At 53.8% G+C, this 25,788-nt stretch carries 21 protein-coding genes and 1 tRNA gene; 14 read left to right on the top strand and 8 right to left on the bottom strand.

Translation table 11 applies throughout. The features are described from left to right. Positions 1 to 75: 75 nt before the first annotated feature. A tRNA-Ser gene (locus tag HMPREF0574_RS06355) sits at positions 76 to 163 on the bottom strand. A gap of 303 nt (positions 164 to 466) precedes the next feature. Between HMPREF0574_RS06355 and mtnN the strand changes: the two genes are divergently transcribed. Continuing rightward, positions 467 to 1,231 carry a 5'-methylthioadenosine/S-adenosylhomocysteine nucleosidase gene (gene mtnN, locus HMPREF0574_RS06350; RefSeq protein WP_004007894.1) on the top strand — a complete coding sequence of 255 codons (765 nt, stop codon included), beginning with the start codon at positions 467 to 469 and terminating at the stop codon, positions 1,229 to 1,231. Between the two features lie 34 nt (positions 1,232 to 1,265). Here mtnN and HMPREF0574_RS06345 read toward each other — a convergent pair whose 3' ends face one another. Next, a complete protein-coding gene (locus HMPREF0574_RS06345; protein WP_004007893.1) occupies positions 1,266 to 1,733 on the bottom strand; it encodes an S-ribosylhomocysteine lyase in 468 nt (155 codons plus the stop codon). A gap of 367 nt (positions 1,734 to 2,100) precedes the next feature. On the opposite strand from HMPREF0574_RS06345, the gene nrdH reads away from it, so the two are divergent. The 3 genes from nrdH (at position 2,101) to nrdE (ending at position 5,065) form a co-directional block, all read left to right on the top strand. Beyond that, the gene (gene nrdH / locus HMPREF0574_RS06340; RefSeq protein ID WP_004007892.1) at positions 2,101 to 2,346 is read left to right on the top strand and encodes a glutaredoxin-like protein NrdH; all 246 of its coding nucleotides are present in this window, start codon (positions 2,101 to 2,103) and stop codon (positions 2,344 to 2,346) included. 131 nt (positions 2,347 to 2,477) lie between these two features. After that, positions 2,478 to 2,924 (top strand): class Ib ribonucleoside-diphosphate reductase assembly flavoprotein NrdI, encoded by a 447-nt coding sequence (gene nrdI / locus HMPREF0574_RS06335; protein ID WP_004007891.1) that lies wholly within the window; start codon positions 2,478 to 2,480, stop codon positions 2,922 to 2,924. Then, positions 2,921 to 5,065 (top strand): class 1b ribonucleoside-diphosphate reductase subunit alpha, encoded by a 2,145-nt coding sequence (nrdE, locus tag HMPREF0574_RS06330; protein ID WP_036324942.1) that lies wholly within the window; start codon positions 2,921 to 2,923, stop codon positions 5,063 to 5,065. The genes nrdI and nrdE overlap by 4 nt, the downstream gene beginning before the upstream one ends. Positions 5,066 to 5,159: 94 nt before the next feature. Here nrdE and HMPREF0574_RS06325 read toward each other — a convergent pair whose 3' ends face one another. Next, complete coding sequence (locus tag HMPREF0574_RS06325) at positions 5,160 to 6,065, bottom strand: hypothetical protein (RefSeq protein ID WP_004007889.1); 906 nt, start codon at positions 6,063 to 6,065, stop codon at positions 5,160 to 5,162. 207 nt (positions 6,066 to 6,272) lie between these two features. Here HMPREF0574_RS06325 and nrdF point away from each other — a divergent pair, with 207 nt between their 5' ends. The 3 genes from nrdF (at position 6,273) to HMPREF0574_RS06310 (ending at position 10,139) form a co-directional block, all read left to right on the top strand. Continuing rightward, a complete protein-coding gene (gene nrdF, locus HMPREF0574_RS06320) occupies positions 6,273 to 7,241 on the top strand; it encodes a class 1b ribonucleoside-diphosphate reductase subunit beta (protein ID WP_004007888.1) in 969 nt (322 codons plus the stop codon). A 190-nt stretch (positions 7,242 to 7,431) separates the two neighbouring features. After that, on the top strand, positions 7,432 to 8,181 hold the full coding sequence (locus HMPREF0574_RS06315) for a hypothetical protein (RefSeq protein ID WP_004007887.1): 750 nt from the start codon (positions 7,432 to 7,434) through the stop codon (positions 8,179 to 8,181). Continuing rightward, positions 8,178 to 10,139, top strand: coding sequence for a cell wall-binding repeat-containing protein (locus tag HMPREF0574_RS06310; RefSeq protein ID WP_004007886.1), 1,962 nt, complete (start codon positions 8,178 to 8,180; stop codon positions 10,137 to 10,139). Before HMPREF0574_RS06315 ends, HMPREF0574_RS06310 begins: the two co-directional genes overlap by 4 nt. Positions 10,140 to 10,172: 33 nt before the next feature. On the opposite strand, the gene HMPREF0574_RS06305 is transcribed toward HMPREF0574_RS06310, so the two are convergent. After that, on the bottom strand, positions 10,173 to 10,841 hold the full coding sequence (locus HMPREF0574_RS06305) for a nucleoside/nucleotide kinase family protein (RefSeq protein ID WP_004007885.1): 669 nt from the start codon (positions 10,839 to 10,841) through the stop codon (positions 10,173 to 10,175). Between the two features lie 99 nt (positions 10,842 to 10,940). Here HMPREF0574_RS06305 and HMPREF0574_RS06300 point away from each other — a divergent pair, with 99 nt between their 5' ends. Continuing rightward, a complete protein-coding gene (locus HMPREF0574_RS06300; RefSeq protein WP_236585958.1) occupies positions 10,941 to 11,867 on the top strand; it encodes a hemagglutinin in 927 nt (308 codons plus the stop codon). A gap of 83 nt (positions 11,868 to 11,950) precedes the next feature. Here the strand turns inward: HMPREF0574_RS06300 and hrpA are convergent, their stop codons facing one another. Further along, positions 11,951 to 15,778, bottom strand: coding sequence for an ATP-dependent RNA helicase HrpA (hrpA, locus tag HMPREF0574_RS06295; protein ID WP_004007883.1), 3,828 nt, complete (start codon positions 15,776 to 15,778; stop codon positions 11,951 to 11,953). Between the two features lie 101 nt (positions 15,779 to 15,879). Between hrpA and HMPREF0574_RS06290 the strand changes: the two genes are divergently transcribed. From HMPREF0574_RS06290 to HMPREF0574_RS06270, 5 genes are all read left to right on the top strand, one after another. Further along, entirely contained in the window at positions 15,880 to 16,845 is a 966-nt protein-coding gene (locus tag HMPREF0574_RS06290; RefSeq protein WP_236585959.1) for a hypothetical protein, read from the top strand. A 63-nt stretch (positions 16,846 to 16,908) separates the two neighbouring features. Continuing rightward, complete coding sequence (locus HMPREF0574_RS06285) at positions 16,909 to 17,292, top strand: hypothetical protein (RefSeq protein ID WP_004007881.1); 384 nt, start codon at positions 16,909 to 16,911, stop codon at positions 17,290 to 17,292. A gap of 30 nt (positions 17,293 to 17,322) precedes the next feature. Beyond that, positions 17,323 to 18,576, top strand: a complete 1,254-nt coding sequence (locus HMPREF0574_RS06280) for a VIT1/CCC1 transporter family protein (RefSeq protein WP_004007880.1) — start codon at positions 17,323 to 17,325, stop codon at positions 18,574 to 18,576. A 173-nt stretch (positions 18,577 to 18,749) separates the two neighbouring features. Beyond that, positions 18,750 to 19,571, top strand: a complete 822-nt coding sequence (locus HMPREF0574_RS06275; protein WP_004007879.1) for a trimeric intracellular cation channel family protein — start codon at positions 18,750 to 18,752, stop codon at positions 19,569 to 19,571. Beyond that, a complete protein-coding gene (locus HMPREF0574_RS06270; protein ID WP_236585960.1) occupies positions 19,568 to 20,299 on the top strand; it encodes an HNH endonuclease family protein in 732 nt (243 codons plus the stop codon). The genes HMPREF0574_RS06275 and HMPREF0574_RS06270 overlap by 4 nt, the downstream gene beginning before the upstream one ends. Positions 20,300 to 20,320: 21 nt before the next feature. On the opposite strand, the gene pgm is transcribed toward HMPREF0574_RS06270, so the two are convergent. Then, positions 20,321 to 21,985 (bottom strand): phosphoglucomutase (alpha-D-glucose-1,6-bisphosphate-dependent), encoded by a 1,665-nt coding sequence (gene pgm, locus HMPREF0574_RS06265; protein WP_004007877.1) that lies wholly within the window; start codon positions 21,983 to 21,985, stop codon positions 20,321 to 20,323. A gap of 128 nt (positions 21,986 to 22,113) precedes the next feature. On the opposite strand from pgm, the gene HMPREF0574_RS06260 reads away from it, so the two are divergent. Further along, positions 22,114 to 22,923, top strand: coding sequence for a glycosyltransferase family 2 protein (locus HMPREF0574_RS06260; protein ID WP_004007876.1), 810 nt, complete (start codon positions 22,114 to 22,116; stop codon positions 22,921 to 22,923). 16 nt (positions 22,924 to 22,939) lie between these two features. Here HMPREF0574_RS06260 and HMPREF0574_RS06255 read toward each other — a convergent pair whose 3' ends face one another. Beyond that, complete coding sequence (locus HMPREF0574_RS06255; RefSeq protein WP_236585961.1) at positions 22,940 to 25,006, bottom strand: hypothetical protein; 2,067 nt, start codon at positions 25,004 to 25,006, stop codon at positions 22,940 to 22,942. Positions 25,007 to 25,074: 68 nt separating this feature from the next. Next, complete coding sequence (locus HMPREF0574_RS06250; RefSeq protein WP_004007874.1) at positions 25,075 to 25,650, bottom strand: hypothetical protein; 576 nt, start codon at positions 25,648 to 25,650, stop codon at positions 25,075 to 25,077. Positions 25,651 to 25,788 lie beyond the last annotated feature (138 nt).

The raw sequence follows: 25,788 nt of genomic DNA, 5'->3' as shown, positions 1-25,788 counted from the left end.
AACGCCAGAACGAAACTTTGTCTCCACAGAAACTTAATTTGTGACCGGGCACCGCGAAATGTTACCCCAGCAAAATGGCGGTAGAGGTGGGATTTGAACCCACGGTGGGTTGCCCCACACAGCATTTCGAGTGCTGCACCTTCGGCCGCTCGGACACTCTACCAAGTCGCGCTTTTCAGCACGAGCCATGATTTTATCATGAAGTTGCGGGCGAAATCTTCCCGCGTTTCCCGGACGCTCATCCGGGGCGCTGCCAACGTGCAGACTGACAGGTTTAACCTGCCGATAGAGTTGCAAACACGGCAATTTTTTGAAGTTCTTCACCGCTTCTTAACACCCTCGGTAAACCATCGGAGCGGGTTGGGGAAACGCGAAATCTGCAGGGTGCCCCAAATATGCTCTACAATTTTGATTCGGGATTCTTGGAATTTCCTGATTTTTCCACCAGCCACACGAAAGGCTCGATATGTCAGTCGACCGCGACCTAAATCTTCCCCTGCCCCCCGCTCGCATTCCGGTTTTGGCTATCATCACCGCCGCGATGGAGGACGAAGCAGCTCCACTGTGGGATTTGGCTAAAGGCGGGGGAAATCTGGTGCGTCTGGGAGCGAAAGGTAGCTTGCAACTGCTCCAGATTGAGGATGCCACGGTTGCCTTGTTGACCACCGGGATTGGTCTGGTCAACGCTGCCAGTTCACTGGCGGCTGCCCTAGCATATGTTTCCCCGCGCTACATTTTTAGCTGCGGTTCAGCTGGCGGTTTGGATGCGAATTCACAAGTCCGGGACGTAGTCGCAGCCTCATCTTGTCTGTTTTCTACCGCCGACGCGCGCGAGTTTGGTTACGCCTTGGGTCAGATTCCGGGAATGCCCGAACGTTATTTAGCTGATGGAGACCTGTTAGGTCGTTTTCATGCTCTGCCCACACGACTGGCAGGGTCGCGCACCCGCAGCGGGGAATTTCTTTCTGCCGATCAGTTTGTGGGCACCGAGACTGCTTTACAGCTGCGAGAAAGTTATCCCGAGGCGATTACAGTCGATATGGAGTCAGCAGCTCTGGCGCAGGTCGCTTACGGAGTTGAGGTCCCCTTCCTCGCGATCCGTGGCATCAGTGATTTGTGCGGACCTGAAGCGGCGGCAGAGAACTACTCCCGAGCGGGAGATGTCGCCCGCCTAAGTTTCCTGGTAGCGCTGTGCCTGTTAGGGCTGCGCGAACCGGAGGAAGTTATGTAACGCATCGTTCTTGAGACGTTACCGAATTTCAAATTTAGTGCGAATAGATGCGACCCCATTCTTCCCTGTGGTCCAGCATCTTTTGCGCTGCGGCTTGTGCTCCTGCCAGGCTGTGGCTTTTCCCCCAACCACATTGCACTTCATTTGCTGCCGGAACCTCATTCATGTTAACTATGTCAACCAGGGTTGCCTGTAATATCGACATAAATTCTTCCGGCTGAATACCTAGGGTCATCGCATAAAAGCCTGTTTGGCAGCCCATCGGAGAGAAATCCAGCAGTTTGTCCGTATGGTCGCGCATATGTTCTGCCATGCTGTGCTCCAAAGAATGCACCACCGGCATGTCTAGATGCTCCACGTTGGGTTGGCAAAACCGCACATCGTACTTGATGAACTCATCCCCACCGGGCAAAGTCTCCTGGTGCGCTACCCGCACAAACGGAGCCTTTACCTTAGTGTGATCAAGCTGAAAAGATTCCACATTGGTTTTCTCGATTTCCATAGCCAAAATTCTATAGCTTCCCCGAAAGTATGGCGACACGCCGTGACTATCATTTTTCAAAAGATCGCTTTTGCACAGATTGTGGATAACTACAGCCGTGTAACTTAGCCTTACTACGTGGGCTAACACAGCTATACACAATCTCGTCCACAGCTGAAATCAGACTTGTCCACAGGATGCACTAAAGAAAAACCTACCACTACATGTAGTGGTAGTAGACACGCCCGCCCCCAAGGTGTAGTGTTTTGAACTCGACAGGACTTTTCGGTGCTGATAGAATAACAACGTTGTAGTTTTCCCTTTTGCGGTCCACGAAGATACCGCTGGGAGGATTACACACTGGGAGATATGCGGAGGAAGCCTTAAGATGAGTATCACTCTTTACACGAAGCCTAACTGTGTTCAGTGCAACGCAACGAAGCGCGCTTTGGACAAGCAGGGTCTGGACTACGAAACCGTAGACCTGACCGAGGATGTCAACGCTCTCGATCACATCAAGAGCTTGGGATTCCAGCAGGCTCCCGTTGTTTTTGCCGGAGATGATGCTTGGTCAGGATTCCGTCCCGATAAAATCAAAGCTCTCGCCGTTACCGCCCTCGCCGCTGCTATCTAATCACGGCATCTCGGTTCGCTCGTTGCGCTCCCCCAGCGTGGAGTGGGGACGTGCCACTCCGCCACCCCCACAGCGCGACCGGCGCACCTTGTGAATCCACTAAAAGAAACGCATCGAAGTAAGGCAAGACCGTGGGGTTATTGGTTTATTTTTCCTCTGCAACTGAAAACACCAAACGATTCGTAGAACGTGTCGGCGTTCCAGCGTTGCGTATCCCGATACGCCCCGGAACTGAACCTTTACTGGTTGACGAGGAATACGTGCTCATGGTGCCTTCTTATGGCGGAGGAGACATCAGCAAAGCGGTTCCCAAACAGGTCATCAAGTTTTTGAACATTGAACACAACCGCAACTTGTGCCGCGGCGTAATTTCCAGCGGAAATACCAATTTCGGCGAAGCTTACTGCATCGCCGGCAAAGTGCTTTCTAATAAACTCAAGGTTCCCTTCCTGTACAAGTTTGAACTGTTGGGAACCCCGGAAGATGTAACTGCAGTCAGAAAAGGATTGGAAGAATTTTGGGCGAACCTACACTCTCAGCAAGCGGATTTGGACTCCCCGGCGTCACCGGAGTCATGACCGACACTCAGGAGGACGAATTCCTCGACGCCGAACACGATTACCACTCGCTAAATGCCAAACTGAACCTTTATGGCGAGGACGGGAAAATCCAGTTCGACTCAGACCGAGAAGCGGCTCGTCAGTACTTCTTGCAACACGTAAACAAGAACACGGTGTTCTTCCATGATTTGCGAGAAAAGCTCGACTACCTGGTTGAGGAGGGCTACTACGAGGAAGACACCCTCAAACAATACAGCTTCGAATTCATCAAGTCCCTGTATGAAAAGGCCTACAGTCACAAGTTCCGGTTCCCGACTTTCCTGGGGGCGTTCAAGTACTACACCTCGTACACGCTAAAGACTTTCGATGGCAAGCGTTACCTGGAGCGCTTCGAGGATCGCGTGTGTATGGTGGCGTTGTACCTGGCACGTGGGGACGAACAGCTGGCAGTAGACATCATGGAGGAAATCATTGCGGGACGCTACCAGCCCGCCACTCCCACTTTTCTCAATGCGGGAAAGAAAGCCCGCGGAGAAATGGTTTCGTGTTTCCTGGTGCGTCTGGAAGACAATATGGAGTCCATCGCTAGGGGAATAAACTCTGCGCTGCAGCTGTCCAAGCGCGGGGGTGGCGTCGCTTTGCTGCTAACGAATCTGCGCGAGGCGGGCGCGCCAATCAAAAAGATTCAAAACCAGTCCTCCGGCGTGGTTCCGGTGATGAAGCTGCTGGAAGATTCATTTTCTTACGCAAACCAACTGGGGGCACGTCAAGGCGCCGGAGCGGTCTACATCAGCGCTTTCCACCCTGACATCATGTCTTTCCTGGACACCAAACGCGAGAATGCGGACGAAAAAATCCGCATCAAGACTCTGTCCCTGGGCGTGATGGTTCCCGACATCACCTTTGAGCTAGCACGCAACAAGGAACCGATGTACCTGTTTAGTCCCTACGATGTAGAGCGGGTTTACGGGGTGCCTTTCAGCGATATTTCCGTCACGGAAAAGTACCGAGAGATGGTTGATAACCCCAACATCCGCAAGAAAAAGATTGACGCCCGCAAGTTTTTCCAAACTCTGGCAGAAATCCAGTTCGAGTCCGGCTACCCCTACATCGTGTTCGAGGACACCGTAAACCGGGCAAACCCGATTGATGGGCGCATCATCATGTCGAACCTGTGCTCCGAGATCCTCCAAGTGTCCGAGCCTTCCGTGCTAAATGAGGACCTGTCTTACGCAAAGGTCGGCAAGGATATTTCCTGCAACTTGGGTTCCATGAACATCGCCAAGACCTTGGAATCCCCGGATTTTGCAAAATCTATCAACGTCGCGATTCGCGCTTTGACCGCGGTGTCGGACCTGACGAACGTGGGATGCGTGCCGACTATTCAGCGCGGTAACTCGATGTCACACGCAATCGGTTTGGGAGCAATGAACCTGCACGGTTGCCTGGCAAAGAACCAGATTTTCTATGGTTCAGATGAAGGTCTGGACTTCACAAACATGTACTTTTACGCTACGGCGTTCTATGCCCTCAAGGCGTCTCATGCCTTGGCAGTAGAGCGTGGCGTCACTTTTGAAGGTTTCGAACGTTCCCAATATGCCAGTGGCGAATACTTTGAAAAGTACCTTCAGGGAGACTGGACGCCAAGAACCGCCAAAGTTCGCGAGCTGTTCGAGAAGTCCTCAATCCACCTGCCGACCCCGGAAGATTGGCGGGCTTTAGCCGCAGACATCAAACGTGACGGTCTGTATAACCAAAATTTGCAGGCGATTCCGCCCACCGGATCGATTTCTTATATCAACAACTCAACGTCATCGATTCACCCCATCGCGTCCAAGATTGAGATTCGCAAAGAAGGCAAGATTGGTCGAGTGTACTATCCCGCTCCCTACATGACCAACGACAACCTTGACTACTATCAGGATGCTTACGAAATCGGGTACGAAAAGATTATTGATACCTATGCGGAAGCCACGAAACACGTGGATCAGGGACTGAGCTTGACCCTGTTCTTCCCGGACACGATTACAACTCGTGACGTAAACAAAGCCCAGATTTACGCCTGGCGCAAAGGTATCAAGTCGCTGTACTACATCCGCCTGCGCCAAGCTGCCTTGGAAGGCACCGAAGTGCAGGGCTGCGTCAGCTGTATGCTCTAAGTCTTTCTGACTGCTTATATACGGGGACTCCCCGGTTGAGGCGTGAACCGCGTCAACCGGGGAGTCCTTTCTAACAATGGGTAATCTGCGTATCTTACTTGGGTTGGAGAGCCTCTGAAACCAGGTATTGCAACAGCACTATCGGAGTGTGCGCCCGCAGGTCGACCTCGCCACGGGAGTTCAAACAGCCTGCTGAAAACAGGAAATTATTGAATACCTCCACGGCTTCACCCACCGCCTCCGGAGTCGCATCCTGTCCCATCTCGTGCAACAGGTCGACTGCCACCATTCGCGGGTCAGTCGACTCTGCCCAGTCGCAACTGGCGAAAGCCTGAGCTAGAGCCCCAATTATGAGACGAAGGAAAAATTCATCTTCGTCACTGTCGCTCAAAGCGAAAGCCACCATCGGCAAGATAGGCTGTGGCGACCGCAGCTGACGGATACCCATCAGTGAAAGCATGACTTGGGAACCAACTAAGTTGATGAGTTTCGACTTCACTGCCATGAGGAAATAGGCTTGCAAAGAGCTCGACAGGGCATCCACAAATTCATCGGGGAGATGGTTCGCATCCAGCGAGGGATGAGGTCGGGCGGCTTTAATCTGTACCAGATTATCCTGTTCGCGACGGGGCGATTGTGGAGAAACCGCGGAAGAAATATACTCACCTGCTGCCAAATCAGCGTCATCGGAATGATCTGGGAGGGAGACATCTCCGGACAGCACAAAGTCCAACAAATCCGGACCGGGATGCTGCACCAATTCCACAAAATCCTGCATATCCAAACCCGCGCAACTTTTCCGCAACTGGGACAAAATCCAGGCTAGCGGTCGGTTTAACGCTTGTTCCGCGGTCGCCACCATCGCGGGGGTAATCGACTGGTTAGAAAGTTCCAGCAGATATAAACCCAGCCTGGATCCGGGCTGCAGATGCAGCAACTGATCTCCCAGCTGCGACACCGGCAGCTGAGTAGCCAAGCGAATCAAATCTGAGTCTTCCACTATTTCTTGCCTTCAAACATTTTTAGTCTGTCTGTGCATCCTCAACGTTGAGTTAGTCTACTGCTGTTTCTACCCTAGTCTTCCCCCGGTTTTTTGTATCTGAAATTGAAACCTCGGTTCCACAGGATAGACTGGGAAAGTCAGTTTCGCGTGATATTTCACGCTTTGCGCAAACCTAAAAATACTACTTAATTCAAGGAGAAACTCGTGGTCATTGGGATTCCCAAAACCGTTCAAGCCATCAACTGGAATGACATCGAAGATGATAAAGATTTGGAGGTGTGGGATCGCCTGACCGGCAATTTCTGGCTCCCAGAAAAGATTCCGCTATCTAACGATATTCCCTCATGGAAGACCTTGAACGAAGACGAAAAGAACATGACGAACCGCGTGTTCACCGGTCTGACCCTGCTGGACACCATCCAAGGCACGGTCGGCGCGGTGTCGCTAATTCCGGATTCTCGGACTCCCCACGAAGAAGCTGTTTACACCAATATTGCGTTCATGGAATCGGTGCACGCCAAGTCCTACTCTTCAGTTTTCTCAACCTTGCTGTCCACCGAGGAAATCAAAGAATCTTTCCGTTGGTCTGAGGAAAACGAGTACCTCCAAAAAAAGGCACATATCGTGCTGGATTATTACCACGGCAATGATTCGGAAAAACGCAAAGTTGCCTCGACCATGCTGGAATCTTTCCTGTTCTACAGTGGTTTTTATGCCCCCATGTACTGGTCTGCTCACGCGAAACTGACCAACACCGCTGACCTCATCCGCCTCATCATCCGCGACGAGGCAGTTCACGGCTACTACATCGGTTACAAGTATCAGCTCGCGATGCGCGAGTCATCCGAGTCCCGTCGCCAAGAGATGAAGGACTACACCTTCTCCCTGCTGATGGACCTGTATGACAACGAAGAACTGTACACCGAGACCCTCTACGATCCGCTAGGTCTGACGGAGGACGTCAAGAAGTTCCTCAAGTACAACGCCAATAAGGCTTTAATGAACTTGGGTTACGAAGCCCTGTTCACCGCGGACCAAGTCAACGTCAATCCCGCGATTTTGGCAGCTTTATCGCCCGCGGCCGACGAAAACCACGACTTCTTCTCCGGTTCCGGATCGTCCTACGCGATTGGTACCGCTGAGGAAACCGAGGACGAGGACTGGGAGTTCTAAGTTTTCTTCGAGAATGAATCTAACAGTAACTCCACGAAATATCACGGTTGAGAGTATTCTTGTTAGTAATTAGCCATTCCCGTGCCGTTGCGGAAGTGGTGTGCATTTACTTTGTGAATGTTATTCTGTGACTAGCGTTCAAATTTGCTAGAATACAGTGGCTAATTCCAATACAATTGAGGTGTAATTCTTGTCTCGCCAAATTATCTTGTCCCAAGCGGCCGTGGAAGCCGGTCTGTGGTATGTGCTTTCTCTGCGTTATCAGGACGAAATCGACCGTGAGCTGAAACGGTTCCCAGCCGATATGATTGAATACTGGGCAGCCAAGTTAAAGATTGATTCTCAAATGAAGACTGAGCTGGCTCAGGTGTTGGCTGACGAATGCGAAGTCGTTAAGACCCAGCAGGCGACAGACAAAGAACTCGGCGCGGAAAAGGAAAGCTATATTTTTCCCTCTTTTGACGAGGTCTGGCCGCGTATCGTGCTGGCAAAGAAGCGTGCCCGCGATCACCAGGAAACCACCATCCCCGCTGCGGTCTATGAACGTCTGCGTACCCAGGACATCACCAGCCGGGGGGTGTATTCTTCGCAGGGCATGGTGCGCTGGCCCCCGACCTGCCAAACCATCACCAAGCGGTGTGGCGGCTCGTGGAACGAGGCACTGCGCAACATGGGACTGATGACCTCCAAACGAGGTCGTTCGCGGGGCTCACTAAAGTTCACCGATGAGACTTACCTGCGTGCTGGTGCCGAATTTTTAACACACTGCCATGACACTGGTAAGGGCGCTACCGTGGCTTATTACTGTCAATGGGTAGCGCGAGAACGTCGCGCTGGACGAATCTGGCCTTCCGCCGCGGCGCAGCGTCAATTGCGTGGCACCTGGAATCATGTCATGGAGCTAGCGGACCGAATGGTCAAATCCAAGACCTTTTCGTGAGGTTTTCCGCGCGAAAAGGTATCCTAGTTGTCGCGAGTCTGTTTTTTCGATTCCACTGGGAGGCAAAAGTGAAAAAACTTCACGGCGAACGACACCTGTTTCGTCTTTTGGGTGGTACCTGCTTAGCAGTTTCCGCGCTGGCAGGTCTGGTTTTCGCCGGTTCCGGTTTGAGTCCGGCATACGGACAGGATTCGGACACCACCCCCACGGTGGAATCCGAGCCCACCTCCGCGGTCGTAGGGTTTAACCCCGGAATGATTATTTCCGATGAAGTTTTTTACAACCCCAACACTATGGACCCCAACGCGATTCAGCAGTTCTTGAACACACAAGGACGCGCCTGCGTGCCAGGTGTTGATACCGTTCCCGGTCCTAATGGTGAACCTCAACCTGTCACCGTTGTTTGTTTGAAAGACTATGTGGAAAGCACCCCGGACCGTCCCGCAGACGCCTATTGCCCGGCAGCTTATCAAGGAGCCGTAGGGGAAAGCGCCGCCCAGATTATCTGGAAAGTTTCCCAGGCTTGCCAAGTCAATCCGCAAGTTCTTCTCGTCACCTTGCAAAAAGAACAGGGCTTGTTGACTCGTTCCGGAAAGTCTTTGAAACTGTCGAACTACCAGAAGGCCATGGGGTACGGTTGTCCGGACACTGCTCCGTGCAACACCCAGTACTACGGGTTCTTTAACCAGCTTTATCGAGCGGCGCACCGTTTTCACTACTACCAGCATCACCCGGAAAAGTTCCGTCATCGCGCCGGGCGAGTCAATAATCTGCTGTATCACCCATCGCGGAACTCAGATGGCTCTTACAAGTGCGGAACTACCCCAGTTTTCATTGAAAACCAGGCAACGGCAGGACTGTACAACTACACTCCGTACACGCCGAATGCAGCGGCTCTAGCGGCTGGGGGTGGTCTGGGAGACAAGTGTTCCAGCTACGGAAACCGCAATTTCTACCGCTTCTTTACCTCTTGGTTCGGTTCCACTGGTTCTGCCAGCGCGGTTCCGTCGCTGCGGATTTCGGGAGCTGACCGCACGGAGACCGCCGTGGGAATCTCTGCGCGGGCTTTTGCCGGTGGTTCTGATCGGGTTTATCTGGCTCGTTCCGATAAGCCTATTGATGCTCTAGCAGGCGGTATTTTGACTGACGGACCAGTATTGCTGGTTCCGGTTGACCGTCCGCTCCCGGCTGCCCTCACCTCAGAAATCAACCGGCTGCAAGCTAAAACGGTAGTGGCTTTAGGCGGTCCTGGAGCGATTCCTGACGAAGTGCTGGCTGCTGCGGCACAGGGACGTGAGACTTCGCGGATTTACGGTCCAGATCGCTACGCCACGGCTATCGCAATCTCTCACCAAGCATTCCCACAAGGTGCGAAACGGATTTATATTGCCGATGGTGTGGGCAGCGACGGTACCGGTTCTCCCGATGCAGTCGTGGGGGGTACTCTGAGCGATGGACCGGTGTTGATGGTCAACCCGCGCGACCCCGAAACGTGGAAGTACGTCGCTTCTGAAGTATCTGACCTGCATATTTCCGAAGTGGTTGGCTTGGGTGGACCCGGCGCACTCCCGCAGGAAGCTTTGACTACCATCGCAGCAGAATCGGGAGCTAGCGTCTCTCGCCTGGCAGGGGCGGATCGCTACGGCACCGCTGCGACTATAGCGGCTTACGCTTATCCCGCGATAGCACGGCAGGACAAGGGAGGTTCACCAATTTCGAGTAATTACGTGGCTTACATTGCTCGCGGCGATAATTTCGCCGATGCTTTGGTGGCTGGGGCTTTGCGAGATGGTCCAGTTTTGCTGGTGCCCTCCCGCACCAACCAAGCTCCCGCTCCGGTAGCGAACTATCTGGGCAGCTTGCATCCCAACACGATTATCGCTCTGGGCGGTTTGGGAGCGGTGCACCCCGATACGGTTGACGCTGTGGTAGCTGCTACTAAGTCAGGTTTACACTAACCAATCATGCTGTAATTAGTTAACCTGGTTCACTCATTCGGACAGGTTCCAGACGCGGTCTGCTCGCGCTTTCGAGCTCTGAACCAACAGCCGGTTTGGTTCGTCAACTCGCCGTACCCACGCGAGCGCCTGTTCCGGTGTTCTGCCGTGCTGCGTATGCCGAGCAACCAAGCGGGTCTGTGTCACTTCCGGCGGCACATCCAAATAAATCAGCAGGTCAATTGCCTCCCGGACCAAGGACCATGCTCCGTCTTGCAGCGCCAAGTAGTTACCTTCCGTAAGCACCACACCTTCTCGCTCTACTTTGTAACGCGCCGCGACAGCCTGACCTAGTTGACGGTCATATCCGGGCGCGTACACGACCGTTTTGGCATCGTGAGCCCGATCCAAAGCCATCAGGTAGCCCACCACATCAAAGGTATCCGGACGCCCCTTATATTCACTGAGACCCTCTGCTTGCAAGACTTCGTTTGACTTGTGGAATCCATCCATCGGAATAATGCCTGCTAGCAGGGGTTGCGTACCCCTGACGTATCCGTTCAGCAGCTGCGTCAATCTGGTAACGGCTTCAGACTTTCCGACTCCAGGAGCGCCGGTGAAGCCCACCATCCGCAAGACACGTCCGTTATCAGACAAATCTTTTAGTTCCGTAGCCAAATCGCTGAGCAATTCATCTAGGGTGCCGGAGAAAGTCTGGACCATGTGTATCCTCGGTTCGCTTCAATCGAAATGAATTCGCTAACTCTCAGTCTAACAGCCCCTCCCCGCGCTCCATCCCGGCAGGTAGGTTACGATGATGAGGTGTCCGCAAGAATGCCCTCGCGTCACTCCCTGAGGAGTTACCCGCCCACAAGCACTTATGTACCGGTAAAACCACGCAAAGGTGGAGCCTTTCGCGCTCTGTTAGCAATCTTGGGAATAGCCCTGATTGCGCTCGGTTTGGGCGGTGCCCTGACGGCAGCGGGAATTCATTTCTTTGCCAATACGGCGCAACCGACTACCCCAACGGCGACTGGACCGGTAGCTCCTGCGCTGAATCTGTCTGGCTTTGACCCTGGAAACATCATCTCCGACACCGTTTTCTATGATTATCAATCCATGACCCAAGCGGACATAGAGAACTTTATCCGCAACCAGAACGCCGGGTGTGTGAGTCTTTCCGCTCCCTGCCTAGCGGACTACACCGAGGACACTATGGACATTCCCGCTTCCCCACGCTGCGAAGGCTATCAAGGAGCACCTGGGGAATCAGCGGGAGCAATCATTTATAAAACCGCCCAATCATGCAAAATCAATCCCCAAGTACTGCTGGTCTTGTTACAAAAGGAACAAGGGCTGCTGACCGCGTCTGACGAAAGATTGTCCCCGCGCAGCTACGAGGTAGCAACAGGATTTGCTTGCCCCGATGGCGCGGATTGCGACCCGCAATATTTCGGTTTCGGGACTCAGGTTTATTACGCTGCGGCGCAGTTTCAGCGGTATCGGCAAAACCCCGCGCAATTTCCTTTCCACGCCGGGATAACCAATGATATTCCTTACTCCCCGCAAGCGAGCTGCGGCTCAGCTCCGGTGGTTTTGGCTAATCAGGCTACTGCGGCGTTGTACAACTACACGCCGTATCAGCCAGATGCTGATTTGCTGAGCGGAAACCCTGGGGAATGTTCCAGTTACGGAAACGCTAATTTTTACAGCCTATTCAAAGGATGGTTCGGGGATTCACGTCGTTAGATAAGCCTCTTGGTGCAGGTAGTAAGCATTTATAGAATTAATGATGCACTCTTTTTAATCTGGGGCAGGGTGGGATGATTTGCTTATTTAAGAGCCGAGATTTGCTTATTTATACGTTTGGCAGAGACTTTTTCAATGGTGCCCAGTTGCTGCGCAAAAGTCTGGACCCGGTACTCCTCCAGCAGCCAACGCAGTTCCTGTAAACGGCGATGTGTATCAGCGTTAAAGGGTCGCGCCTTCACTGCCGTCGCCGCCGCGTCAAAGGCCGTGGTGACTTCTGCAAAACGCGCCGCTAACTGGGTATCACCTGCGGAGTTACGTCGAGCTTTGTCCAGTCGCAAAGTATCCGCGCGCAGATAACGCGCCAGCTGAGGCAACCATTTGGCAGAGGTCCTCGCCAGGAAGTCACCGCCAACCAATTGGTTTACATGGTTTACAATATCTGCTTTTGTGGCAGTTAGAGAGGGACCCGTAGCATTTCTTAACTGCTGTTCAAGTTCACCTTGCGCTTGCATCGCGGACGCAACTGCTTGCAGAATTCGATAAACCTGGTCCTCGTAGCGGTCAATAGCCCATTCTCGCAGCTTGGCTAGGTCGGTATCGTCGGTGAGAGGATGCCCTTCCGCCAGGTATTCTTCCACCAGAGCTCGACCCGCCGCGCTTTGCGCCGCAGCAATCAAGGCAGAAGTGGAGGGGTAGGGAGACGCTGCTAGCGCCGCCGCTTCTGCCCCTCGCCACCGAGTCGACACTCGCGTCTCCGTGAGGCACAGCGTTTGACTGAGCTGCTGGGCAAAATCTCTGGGTCGCTCAACTTTGGCTTTTTCGGCTTCCTGTTGCGCCCAGACTTTGCCTTGTTCTTGCGTGGTTTTCACAATTAAACGGTCACGGAGAGCTTGAAAATCATCCCCCAATGCCAGAACTTTTCCACCGCGACCCACAATCGCGAAATGGTTTCGCTGGCTTTCTTCCATAGCTGCATGCATGGCGACCAAGTCCGTTTCGGTTAGATCGACGTGGCGGAACGCGGTTACGCCCTGGGCAAAGATTTCGTCAAAGATGGGTCGTTCCTGAAGTGGCTCGTTTACAAACTGCTCAAAGCGGGGCAAGATTTCATCCACAAAGTTTGCCGCGGGCACCACGTACTTCCGCACAGCTTTAGGCAGGGCTTTGACGCAGGCCAAAAGGTAATCTCGCAGGGCTCCGGGAATCGGCCAATCGAAGCCTTGGGAATTTACAGACTCTAAGATTGCCTCGTCAATGATGATGGTGACTCCCTCTGGAAGGTCAACCGTGTCAATCTCGCGTTCAGTAGTTTTCGGTGATTTTTTCCCTTTTGAACCGGACGCGTTGCGGCGATTAGCCACTTCTGGGGTCGGTCCGCGTTTGCCCGAAAACGTGTATGCCAGTGGCAACAGGTGCTCACCGGCTTGCCAAAAATCGGGGAATTGTTCGGCATTTTCGCCGTTATCTGGGACCAATAAATCCCAAGGGTATTCCAACCAATCGGGATGCTTAAGGCGCTGATCTTTCCACCACGCCTCGAAAGTAGCTCCGGAGGTAACGGCGGGGTCAATGCGCGTCTCCAGCCATTTTTCCAAGGAATAAGGATCGACTTCGCCAGGAATTTGGCGTCGCCGTCGCGCTTCGGCAGCCATCTCTAATCGGCGTTGATTTTCCTGTCTAAATGGATAGACAGAACGCCATTCCCCGCGCACAATTCCATGACGAATAAACAATTCCCGCGCCAGAGCCCGGGCCGGCGTCCCTTCCACCACAGTATCGCGCAAAGACGCTAACGGGAGGGAACGATCCGCACTGAGAACCATCCCAAACAGGCTGACGCGCTCGTGAATCATGGCGCATCCAAAACGTGTGGACCAGTACGAATCAAAATATGTCCGTGTCAACAGGTAGCGTCCCGCCCGTTCAATCCACTCGGGTTCAACTTTTGCCACTGTCCGGGCAAACAGTCGCGATGTTTCCACCAACTCAGCAGCCATAACCCAGTCGTAGTGCTTACGACTCAACCCCGAACCCGGCCAGACCACGAATCGGGTTCCGTGTGCCCCACGATATTCCCGTTTCGTCTCTGACCAGAATCCAATTTGGGTGAGCATTCCACTCAAAATGGCTTGATGGAGTCTCTCAACGTCAACCTGGTCAAGGTTTATTTCTGTGATTTCTTGAGTTTTTATCCCAACTTCACGGCACATTCCACGAAGTTCCGCCACCAGGTCAATCCACTCGCGTACCCGGAGAAAATGAAAGAACTCCCGGCTGCACAACCGGCGGAATGCGCTGGCAGACAGCATCTCGATGCGGTCTTGCAGGTAACTCCAGAGTTTCAGATAACCTAAGAAATCCGAACGCTCGTCTTCAAAACGAGCGTGAGCGAGGTCAGCCTCAGTTTTGCGCTCTGTGGGTCGCTCCCGCACGTCTTGCATCGCCAACGCCGCCACAACCACGACCGCGAGGTCGATGACTCCGAGATGATCCGCTTCGACAAGGATGCGAGCCAAGCGCGGGTCGAGTGGGAATCGGGAAAGTTTACGCCCCAGACGGGTGAGTCGAGCGGGCTTCTGGCGGGTATCCAACGCTCCCAGCTGGCTGAGTTCCGTCACCCCATCCGTAATGGAGCGGGGCGAGGGCGGATCCAGGAAAGGAAAATCCGCAACTTCACCCAATCCTAGGGCTGCCATCTGCAGAATCACTGAGGACAGGGAAGTTCGCTGAATTTCAGGCTCGGTGTAAGCGGGACGAGACAAGAAATCCGCCTCGGAATACAGGCGTATGCACACCCCCGGAGCCACTCGCCCGCAGCGCCCTTTCCGTTGATTGGCAGAGGCTTGCGAAATGGGTTCAATAGGCAGACGCTGCACGCGAGTCTTGTTTGAATATCGAGAAATTCGCGCCACACCAGGGTCAACCACGTAAATTATGCCCGGAACGGTTAAAGAGGTTTCAGCCACATTCGTGGCGAGAACGACCCGCCGATATGGATGCGGGGCAAAAACGCGCTTTTGCCCCGTCTCGCTGAGCCGAGAATAGAGCGGTAATACTTCTACCGCTCCCGGAACTGAGGTCCGTTGACCGGGAGCCACGTAACGGCGCCCCAAATGTCCCTGCAGGGCTTGGGCAGTGTCGCGAATATCACGCTCTCCCGCTAAAAACACCAAAATATCGCCCGGACCTTCCCGGCAAAGTTCATCCACGGCGCGCAAGATGCCGGTAACTTGGTCAATCTCCCCGGGTTCCGTTATCACGGAAGTCTCTTCAGAGTCGTCACCCGCACCCGATTCACCGTCATCTATGTCAACCAATGGACGGTACCTGACTTCTACCGGATACGTTCGACCCGCAACTTCAATAATGGGGGTATCCGGACCAAAAGCCGTGGCGAAGCGTTCGGAATCAATGGTGGCAGAAGTAATAATCACCAACAGATCAGGGCGTTTCACTACTAGGCGCTGCAAATAGCCCAGGATAAAGTCAATGTTCAAAGACCTTTCGTGAGCTTCGTCAATAATCAGTGCGTCGTATTGTTTCAGCAGCGGATCGTGGCTGATTTCTGCCAGTAAAATCCCGTCAGTCATCAGTTTAATTTGCGTCTCGGGACCCAAGGTTTGGCGAAACCGCACCTGGTAGCCGACCGTGGAGCCTAGTGATTGACCCAATTCAGAGGCAATTCGCGAAGCTACAGTCCGGGCTGCCAGACGGCGAGGCTGAGTGTGCCCAATCATGCCCCGCGTGCCCCTGCCGACCTCCAGGCACATTTTCGGCAATTGTGTGGTCTTACCGCTCCCGGTGGCCCCGCTGATAACGACGACTTGGTGCTGGCGCAGTGCAGCCAGAATCCGCGGTCGAGCCTCGCTAAGGGGCAAATCGGAAGGATAGGACAACTCTAGGGACATAACTCACTCATTTTAGGCAAGGACGACGCAAACTTCACCTAACAGCGGGCAACCTTTCCGGGTTACTCCGCAACAGCCCTTGAATGCGAGAGAATAGAGGCGTGAGTAACTCGACGCCGAACCACCCCCCGGAACCATCCGATGCCGCCAGCTTGCGCGCACCACTCGTTCCCGCCTCGGATTTTTCCCAATTCCTCCCGGTTCAGGTGCCTATTCTGCCGTGGCAAAATGCCAAACTTTTGAGTCAAACCTTGGGCGACACCGTGTATGTTAGCTCCGCTTTTGCCACTGCCCTACGCTTGGAACTGCAGCTCGGAGTGCCTGCTCAACGCGGCGAAATCGGAGTGAGAATTCCCGTTACTGACCCAGATTCATGGTCTGAGTTTTTTTGTTTGGACGATGCTTCTCTCCAGCTGAGCAGGGCTTTGCGAGCCGAAGTGAGCGCCCCGGAAGTTCTGGAGAATCCCCAAACTTGTGCCACACTGCTGTCACGCTTGGCGGATAACGGCTGGTACGGCATCGAAATCGAGGTGCGGGGGGAAAACCTGAATCCGCAACTAATCCAGGTTGCCCAACACGCCGCTGACGCTGGTCTGCATCCAGGATTAAGTGTTTTGCCCGGAACCCTGCATTCCCAGAATCATGGGATTATCAGCGCATTCGAAACCGTCTCGCTAGACCTTCTCAACGGCACCCAGCCACGTCGTGAACAGCTGAAATATCTGGCATGTCAGCGCGTAGTCGGCAAAATTATTGACGCCAAAAGCAGCGAGCGAACCAATTTGGAAGCCGCCCTGGAAACCCTGGTGTTGATGCGGGCTAAATTACCCAGCCAATCAGAAGTTGTCGTGGGAATCGCAGGGGATTTCGGTTTGGAATCCCTCACGCTGCCACTGCGCGAGGACTTAGATTTTGTCGCCAAAACTCGCTTGGCAGGAGCTCAGGCTAAGATTTTGGAAGCTCTTGATTTGGCTAGCGCTCTGACCCAGGGCAAGACCACAGTGGCTTCTGCTTTCGTAGCTGATGTACTGTCTCGTGCCGGAAAAGCCACTTCCCTTCCAATCTAGCTTTGGCGCGAAGGGTTGGCAAACAGTAGAATTGTTGCGCGAAGTTTTTCGGAGGTGTGTGCAATGTCTGAAGGCAAGTGGCTGTTTCTGGCTGGTTTGGGGGCTGGAGCCGCACTGGCATTGCGGATGAATGAAAAGCAATTCAGCAACGTGAAAGGCTTTGCAGCCAAAATTGCTAATTCCGAAAGTGTCACGGACGCCCGCAAGATAGCCGCAGAAAAATTAAACGACATCTTGCGCACGCAGGGAGCTAAACTCGTCGACAAGTTGGCAGAAAACCTTAAAAGCCAGCTAAATGCGGGAGGAAACGCCTCTTGGGCAGGGTTTGCCAATGCTGAGGGAACCGCGAGTCGCTCTCCTCACTCGTCAACTACATCAACTGATAGAGACGGTGTTACCCGAGATAAAGACGGGCATGTCATTATTGATGGAAAGATTGTCGCCTAGCCCGAGCCGGTGGAGAGACTAACACAGTACATGAACGCACACAGCCTCCCCGACCCCACGCCGGAACAAATTAAGCGCTGGCGGCGCTATCTCGCCGAGGAACGTGACGAAGCTAAAATCTACCGTGCCATCGCTAAAAAACGCTACGGTATGAATCGCGAGATTCTGTTAGAGCTGGCAGATGCCGAAAAGCGTCATGAGAATTACTGGCTGGCACATCTCGGTCCCTACGCTGAGCCTGCCCCACACAGTCCTTGGTACATTAGGCTGTTGCAAGAGCTGGCAATCAAAATCGGATCGATTTTCGTCTTGGCGATGATGCAGCGTTCCGAAGAACGTGGCACTTACGATGTCGATGCGGACGCCACCCCGCAAATGGCAGCGGACGAGCATCTACATTCCGAGGTGGTGCGCGCTTTAGCAGCCCGCTCCCGAGCCCGTTTTTCCGGGCGAGCTCGCGCTATGGTTTTCGGAATCAACGATGGGTTAGTTTCCAATCTCGCTCTCGTGGCGGGTATTGCGGGTACGGGCGTACCGGTATCAATAGTCTTGGTCACGGGACTGACGGGATTGGTGGCAGGAGCTCTGTCAATGGGTGCGGGTGAATTCATTTCCATCACATCTCAACGCGAGTTATTGGAATCTTCACTACCCAACCCAGATGTGAAACAACGTCTGCCCATGTTGGATCGTGCTGCTAATGAGCTAAAACTTCTGTTCATGGCTCGTGGTGAAAATCCCGAAGACGCTGCCATACACGCGGTTTTAGCGTTGGAAACCATTGACGCACAGCTGCAGTCACGCACGCAAGCTAAAGCAGTTTCTCCCGACCACCCAGAGGACCTTGGTCAAGGAGACGAATCCCCGGACCAAAAAACTTCGGCAGGAAACGACACGACCACCCCTTGTGCGTCAAAAACGTCAACCGATAGCCCCACAGAGATAGCTGACAATGCTTTCGCATTAGCCTTTGATAATGCTCCCACTAGCGAGCTGGAAGCCATTGGCTCCGGTTCTCAGGCAGCCGTGTCCTCTTTCCTGGCATTCACTCTCGGGGCGTTCGTACCCTTGATTCCTTTTCTCCTGGGATTCGGCGGAATTCCCGCCATTTGCGCCGCGGTCATCCTGGTTGGACTCATTCTGTTGATGATTGGCGGGACCATCGGTATTCTGTCCGGCAAACCGCCGTTTTTGCGAGCCTTGCGACAAGCTGCTATCGGTATAGGCGCCGCCGTCGTCACTTATCTCTTAGGTCTCGCCGCGGGCGGCGCATTGTCTTTGTAAGTTCGGTCGACTCCCGGTTTATCGAACCGATATCAGATTAAGAAACACGTTTTTCGTAACTCAGCAGCCTAGATTCGTAATGTTGGCGGTTATTAGAAAAACTTTCGTCGCGTCTCGGGTAAAATGCTGGGATGCTAAGTGCCGTATTTCCCTGCAGCGTTGTTCTGTTTCCCATGACTAATACTGTATTAGCGCAAATTTCCTTCAGCAGTCTCTTGCCCGACATGTTTCGAGCTCTAGACATTACCGGCGTTTTACTCAATGGCATCCTCGGAGGCAGACTAGCTCGTCAAAAGCATTTTGACCTGGTTGGATTCGGAGTATTGGCGGTTGTTTCCGCGCTGGGTGGTGGCATCGTCCGCGACCTCATGCTGAATAATGCCCCTCCGGTCGCCCTGACCGACAAATTTTATCTGACTATGGCTTTGGCTGGAGCGTTAGTGGCAGGGTTGTGGAAATTTGATGGCAAGTGGTCACGTCGGACCCTCCTTTTGTTTGATGGCTTGGTGCTGGGGATTTGGGCTGGCACCGGCACTCAAAAAGCACTGAGCTTGGGATTCGATGTGATTCCATCCATCCTGATGGGCGTCATCACCGCCATCGGCGGAGGGATGATACGTGACATCGCCGCAGGCAATGTGCCGATGGTTTTTGGAGGGAGCAGCCTTTATGCCATTCCGGCAATCCTCGCTGCGAGCGCAGATGCCGCTTTCTATAAACTTGGCTACCCCATGACCGGCTTGGTGGCAGCGATTTTGGTTGGTTCCATCCTCACGGTTTTGGCTTCCTGGCGGCGCTGGGTGCTTCCTGAAACTCACGAGTGGACGATTTCCATGACGCACCAGCAGTGGAAAGCAGCGCAACGAGCCCGCCAACTTGCCCGTGGGGAATATCCAGATGCTAAGACAAAGAAGTTGTGGAAAAACAAGTTTTCCACAGGTGAAACCGAAAAGGATAGCGATAACGGTGACTCCGGCACCACACTTGAGAAGTGAGCGCTTTCTCTAATTTCGAGTCATCAAAGCCGATACGCCGAGCTAGTGTAGGCGACTTTGTCTTGATTGGCTGCGCGGCACTGGTTTGGTGGGCACTCTGGCCTGGAGCAGGTCCGAATCTGGCAAATTTTCCCACCCCCGGGTTACGCTGCCCCTCCAGTTCCACCAACGGCACTACTATCGGCGGTTCTCTGCATGAACTGTGTGCCCTGAAGGTTCGTAAAGACGCAGGCCCCGATGGGTATCAGCGAGATTTGTTCGGAGCTGGATGGATGGATCCCGACGGCAACGGTTGTGATACCAGAGCGGACATTTTGGCTCGAGATTTTCAATCCCCGCGTTTTGACGATAGCGCCAAGCCTTGCCGACTCACCGGAGGAACCTTCCACGATCCCTACACCGGCAAAACTATGCAATTTGAGACGCCACCGGGACGTAAAGTTCAGATTGACCACGTGGTAGCGTTGGGCAATGCGTGGAAGTCCGGGGCTTGGGCTTGGACGAAAGCACAGCGGGAGGCTTACGCGAACGATCCGAGCGTACTTCTAGCTGCAGACGGACCGGCGAACCAACAGAAATCCGACGCCTCGGCTGATGCCTGGATGCCATCAAACCGTAACTTTCGTTGCGCCTATGCCCGCCAGCAAATCGACATCAAGTACCGATGGAACCTGACGGTTACCGCCCCGGAAAAAGCCGCGCTACTCTCTGCCCTCGCGAAATGTTAGGTAATCGCACCGAAATACGGCTTACTTCGCCAGAGCTTGGGCGACTACCTGTTTTGCTTCTTCCTGAATAGTCTGCAGATGCTCGGGACCCTTAAAGGATTCGGCATAAATCTTATAAATATCTTCGGTGCCGGAGGGTCGCGCGGCAAACCAGGCGTTCTCGGTGGTGACTTTCAGCCCGCCGATAGGTGCGTGGTTGCCCGGAGCTTTTACCAAACGGTCTACAATCGGTTCCCCGCCCAAGGTCGAAGCCGCAACGTCTTCCGGCGCCAACGCCGCGAGTTTAGCTTTTTCCGCCTTGGTGGCGGGAGCGTCAACCCGCTCATAGGCAGAGGCACCAAACCGAGCAACCTGTTCTTGGTGCAGAACGCTAGGAGTCTTACCGGTGACTGCAAGAATTTCGGATGCCAACAGAGCGGCAATCAGGCCGTCCTTATCCGTGGTCCACACCGTACCGTCTTTGCGTAGGAAAGATGCGCCAGCAGACTCTTCACCGCCGAAACCAATGGTTCCATTCAACAATCCCGGCACAAAATGCTTGAAACCGACGGGAACCTCGACAAGTTTGCGTCCCATATCGGCAACTACTCGGTCGATTAATGCCGAGGACACCAGAGTTTTACCCACGGCACAGCCTTGCGCCCAGTGGGGACGGTGCGTAAACAGATACTCAATTGCCACCGCTAAATAGTGATTCGGATTCATCAGACCGTCGGCAGTGACGATGCCATGACGGTCAGAATCGGCGTCATTTCCAGTCGCAATATCGTAAGGAGCCGAGCCGCCCTCCATCACCCGACGCAGTGAAGCCATCGCATAAGGCGAAGAACAATCCATCCGAATCTTGCCGTCCCAGTCCAAAGTCATGAATGACCAGCGCGGATCGACCTTTTCGTTCACTACCGTCAGGTTCAATCCGTAGCGTTCAGCAATGGCAGCCCAGTAGTCTACCGAAGCGCCACCCAGGGGGTCAGCCCCGATACGAATTCCGGCGGACCGAATTGCCTCCACGTCAACCACGTCAATTAATGAGTCAACGTACGACGGCAGAAAATCTGTTTTCCCGATGAAATCCGATTGTTCAGGATGCGGGTTCCTCGGTACGGAACGCCACCCTTGGCGCAAAATCTCGTTGGCACGATTAGCAATCCAGGAAGTCGCGGCTGAATCGGCAGGTCCCCCGCTGGGCGGATTGTATTTAAAGCCACCATCACGAGGTGGATTGTGCGAGGGGGTAACGACGATGCCGTCAGCCAAACCAGCACCCGTAAGCCGCACTCCTCCCGGAGTACCCGCCCCATTAGCCTTGAGAATAGCGTGAGACACGGAGGGCGTAGGAGTAAATGAATCGCGCGCATCCGTGAGCGTGCGCACTTCCATACCCGCGAGCACTTCCAGAGCGGTACGCCATGCTGGCTCGGACAGTGCGTGCGTATCGCGACCGATAAACAGAGGACCGTCATAACCTTGCGATTGACGGTATTCAACAATCGCAGCCGTGGTAGCGACGATATGAGCCTCGTTAAAAGCGCGGTCCAGAGATGATCCACGATGACCCGAAGTTCCGAATGAGACCGCCTGCGCAGGCTCGTTTACATCGGGTTCCAGGTCATAGTAAGCACCAATAACTTCATCAACATTGATGAGATCTTCCGGTTTGGCAAGTTTTCCAGCTCGTGCATGCATAGCCTTATTGTTTCATTATTTTCGTACTGAGAGGGGAATTTAGCTGGCAAAATCCATAAACTTCGGGTGTTAAAAGCTCGCATTTGGCTAAATTAGGACTTAAAATTGCACACGTGCCTGAAACTGACATGGAAAACAGCGAGAACTCCGCCGCAGCCGTTCCCCATCCGGACCAGAAAGTCGCGGTGGTTATCCCCGCCAAGGACGAAGGCGATTCGATTGGCGCTACAATTCGCGCCTCCAAGGCACTACCACGAGCGGATTTATTTGTCGTAATTGATGACGGGTCTACCGACAACACGGGTGAAGCTGCTCGCAGCGCCGGTGCTGTCGTGGTACGCCATTCTGTCAACCGCGGTAAGGCTAGCGCTATGGAAACCGGCGCAAAGGTCGTGGCTATGCGTGACCCTGAGGATGGACCGAGACGACTCATTCTGTTCCTGGACGCGGACTTGGGAGATTCTGCCGCCCAGACTTTTCCTCTGGTCGAGGCCGTGATGCAGGGGCGTACGGATTGCGCCATAGCTGCCCTGCCCCGCCAAGCCGGTGCCGGCGGTCACGGTTTTGTGACTGGTTTATCGCGTCGAGCTATTCGCTGGGCGACGGGATGGGAGCCACTCCAACCACTGTCCGGACAACGTTGCCTAAACGCAGAAGCCTTTTTCGATTGCCTACCCTTAGCCCATAAGTGGGGTGTGGAAACCGGCATGACCATCGACCTTTTGGTTAAGGGCTACTCGGTGCAAGAAGTTCCCTGCGACCTAACACATCGCGCAACCGGCAACGATATGGCAGGATACCGTCACCGTTTAAGTCAATTCCGCGACGTGTTTCTCGCCTCCGCGGCACGCTTCGTGCGCCACGTTCGAGCTCCCTTACGGCTCCGTCTGTCCGCAGCGAATAAACAGCAGCCGGGTGAGGTTTACTGCCTGAAATAAGCTCCGGACTGAGCGGTTATTGCTGAGGTTGGTCAATCAGAAACTTGTGACATCCCTGAGCCAAAATCGCCGGGAACATGACGGCGGCTCCCGCCAGCCCCAGCAGAATTCCGGAATCATTAAGCAGCATTCCCACCACCATAGTGGTAAGCCATGCGATAAATAAGGCTCTTTCGGCGTGATTCCAAGTGATTCCTTCGGGGTGGAGTTTAGCACCGACACTTCCCCATAACCAGCCATAATCACGGCGGTAAGGATTGCGCATATTGGCGAACAGCGGAGCCAGAATAATCCCCATAGCCAGCAAAATAGCCAGGATGACGCAGATAATAAGCCATACCGGCCAGCCTGCATTCCACACCATGGTGGATTTGTTGAGGAGTACCGGCAACACTCGACCTTGAGTGAGCGTATCAATAAAGTTACCTAAATGGGTCCGTTCCGCAACGGGACGCAACCAATCGAAATAAGCAAATATAGCTGCCACACCAATTGTTGATAAGGCTATCAGCGCAGATGACAGGACTGTGATAGGTTTCCGGTCGAATTTTAAGAACAGGATGGCAAAACCGGGAATCAGAGCCAGCGTGCCCCCAAAATCTGCCCCTAAACCCGGTGCTGCATCTAAGAAAACAATTGCACTCGCCATGAGCGACAACACTACTATTAAGGACTTTTGCGAGATATTAGTTTGTTTGCGTTCCTCTCCCAGCCCGTAGACGACCGTAGTCAAGGTGAGCGCACCGGTGGCGAGGACCGCGAACATGACATTATCAATGCCAAAGAAGCGCCCCCCGACCGTCGATTGCAGCCCCATAATAGAATCCAGCACCATAGGGGAACCAATTAAGGGGTCAAGTATCCCTACTATCAGCGATGATACGCTTATTATAAAGAGAGGTCCGAGGAGTGAATTTAAGCCCAGCGCACTCCAGACGATTACTACTAAGGCACTCAGGAATACCGGGAGCAGACATCCTAGCCACAGGTAGCTGGTGGCAGCTACGTCTGTGTCATCCGGTCCGAGTTCCCACCACGGCACCAAATTCATCAAATACGCCATTGCCGGGATAAGCGCGGCAAAGGTTGCAGTCATTCGCCAAAATCCCAGTAACATCCGGGGCTGTGCCCAATTCTCGCCCAGCCGGGGATGCGTGCGACGATTCAACGTCCAAACCGCGGCGATAAGCAGCAACGCCACTGCCACTCCCAAACTTGGAAGGAACCAAATCTGGATGCTGCGAATCATTGCGGCTCGTCGCGCTGCTGATGCGAGAAACTTCACGGTGACCGCATTCCCAGTACTGATAGTGGAGCCTTGCACCCACATGGGTTTTTCGGCACCAACATAATCCAAGATAGTGGCAGTTAAGTCAGCAGTTTGCACCCATCCCGATCGGTGGGTAGAAGCAGAAATCGCACCCCCGTCCCCGAACTGCGGACCGCGAGCCGCGAACACCTGCAGTCTGGGATTTCCTCGCGGGACAATAGTTTTTTGGGGCGCAGAATTGTCAATTAGGTAAACATCAGATTCTTTATTTGTTGCCGGTTTATCATCTGCTATTGAGGCGATGATAGTGTTCCAGCCCAAATCGTCACCGCGCTGCCAGGCGGCACGGAGTACTTGAGCCTGGAGATGACGGGGAAACACCCTCATGTCGACCACAACTACCGTGCTGGGAGACATGACCTGACTGAGTAAATCAGCAAATACTTCCGGGCTTGCACCGCGATAACTTGCGGCAGGCGAAAATATCAGAGAATCGGGAAGCTTAGTTCCGGACGAACCGGGATGAATAAACCCCATTCCAGCCGCAGCTCCGTCGCCAAATAGACGCAAGTTCGCGCCGGAGTCTAGCACTGCCTCGCCCAAGCTCCATCCGTCTGCACTCGTACCCATGCGGTTTCCCGTAGCCAAAGCACGAAATCCGGCAGTCGGATTAGTGGTATTTGCTTTGGTACGCACCACTGAATTCGCACGCGTAGAGCTTTCCAGGAGCTGACGTAACTCGGAGTCTGCCAGGGAATTGTCATCCCATCGCCATTGTGCGCCCAACAACACTAACAGAGGTGCGCGACTCACTTGGGGAGCCATGCCAACCGGACCGAAGCCACCCCCCAGACTGGGGACAGATGAAGACGCACCGGTAGTTATGCTTTTGGGACCGCAACCTCGTGAACCCGGTCAACTGGAGAGTCCTTAGAAGTGGGACCCATTGCCACGGGTGGCGGGGGTCCTGCAGGGGCTTCAGACGCGGTCGGTTCCTGAGGTGCTCCCGGAACCGCAAAAGTCTGTACCACAGTGGAAGAAGGATTCTCTGGTTGCGCCGGCGACTCTGACGCACCCGCCTCAGGAGTTTTCTCCGGCTCCGTCTGTGTCTTTGTTTCTGTAGGAGTTGCGCCCTTCTTTGGTTTAATCGCCTCCGAAGTACGACGCCCCGCCTCACTGAGCGAGCCCACATCCAAACCAGCAATCATGTGATGCTCGAACGGATCCCAGTGCATTTCTTGAGATGGATCCCAAGGTCTGGTGTCAAAAGTGTTGGTCGAGCTCATCGCCCCGGCAATCAAGCCCATGCTGACAATAATCGCGGTCAAGCCAGCGACTAGGTAACGCGTAGTGGGAAGCGGTTTATACGAACGCTTAATCGGTTTACGCGCACCGTTACCTGTACGACCCGGCATCGGGAGCGAAGGCGCACTAGGGGGCTTGGCTTTTGTCTGCATGGTTAAAATCATACCGATTTTTGTCGAAATTGCCCTGTTTCACGATGATTATTTGCAGACAACAGCCCGTCAGCACCACATCTATCAACTCAATTTCCCTAATTTTTCCCGAAACATCACTACCCAGGACAAAAGCGC

This window comes from Mobiluncus curtisii subsp. curtisii ATCC 35241 (assembly GCF_000146285.1).
Lineage (GTDB): Bacteria > Actinomycetota > Actinomycetes > Actinomycetales > Actinomycetaceae > Mobiluncus > Mobiluncus curtisii.
This window is presented reverse-complemented; position numbering and strand designations above follow the sequence as displayed.

Bases quoted from the DNA above. Each gene is read 5' to 3' on its own strand.
- mtnN (WP_004007894.1), top strand. From the start codon at position 467: ATGTCAGTCGACCGCGACCTAAATCTTCCCCTGCCCCCCGCTCGCATT.
- HMPREF0574_RS06305 (WP_004007885.1), bottom strand. From the start codon at position 10,841: ATGGTCCAGACTTTCTCCGGCACCCTAGATGAATTGCTCAGCGATTTG.
- HMPREF0574_RS06285 (WP_004007881.1), top strand. From the start codon at position 16,909: ATGTCTGAAGGCAAGTGGCTGTTTCTGGCTGGTTTGGGGGCTGGAGCC.
- nrdE (WP_036324942.1), top strand. From the start codon at position 2,921: ATGACCGACACTCAGGAGGACGAATTCCTCGACGCCGAACACGATTAC.
- HMPREF0574_RS06250 (WP_004007874.1), bottom strand. From the start codon at position 25,650: ATGCAGACAAAAGCCAAGCCCCCTAGTGCGCCTTCGCTCCCGATGCCG.
- nrdH (WP_004007892.1), top strand. From the start codon at position 2,101: ATGAGTATCACTCTTTACACGAAGCCTAACTGTGTTCAGTGCAACGCA.
- pgm (WP_004007877.1), bottom strand. From the start codon at position 21,985: ATGCATGCACGAGCTGGAAAACTTGCCAAACCGGAAGATCTCATCAAT.
- hrpA (WP_004007883.1), bottom strand. From the start codon at position 15,778: ATGTCCCTAGAGTTGTCCTATCCTTCCGATTTGCCCCTTAGCGAGGCT.
- HMPREF0574_RS06280 (WP_004007880.1), top strand. From the start codon at position 17,323: ATGAACGCACACAGCCTCCCCGACCCCACGCCGGAACAAATTAAGCGC.
- HMPREF0574_RS06275 (WP_004007879.1), top strand. From the start codon at position 18,750: ATGACTAATACTGTATTAGCGCAAATTTCCTTCAGCAGTCTCTTGCCC.
- HMPREF0574_RS06260 (WP_004007876.1), top strand. From the start codon at position 22,114: ATGGAAAACAGCGAGAACTCCGCCGCAGCCGTTCCCCATCCGGACCAG.
- HMPREF0574_RS06345 (WP_004007893.1), bottom strand. From the start codon at position 1,733: ATGGAAATCGAGAAAACCAATGTGGAATCTTTTCAGCTTGATCACACT.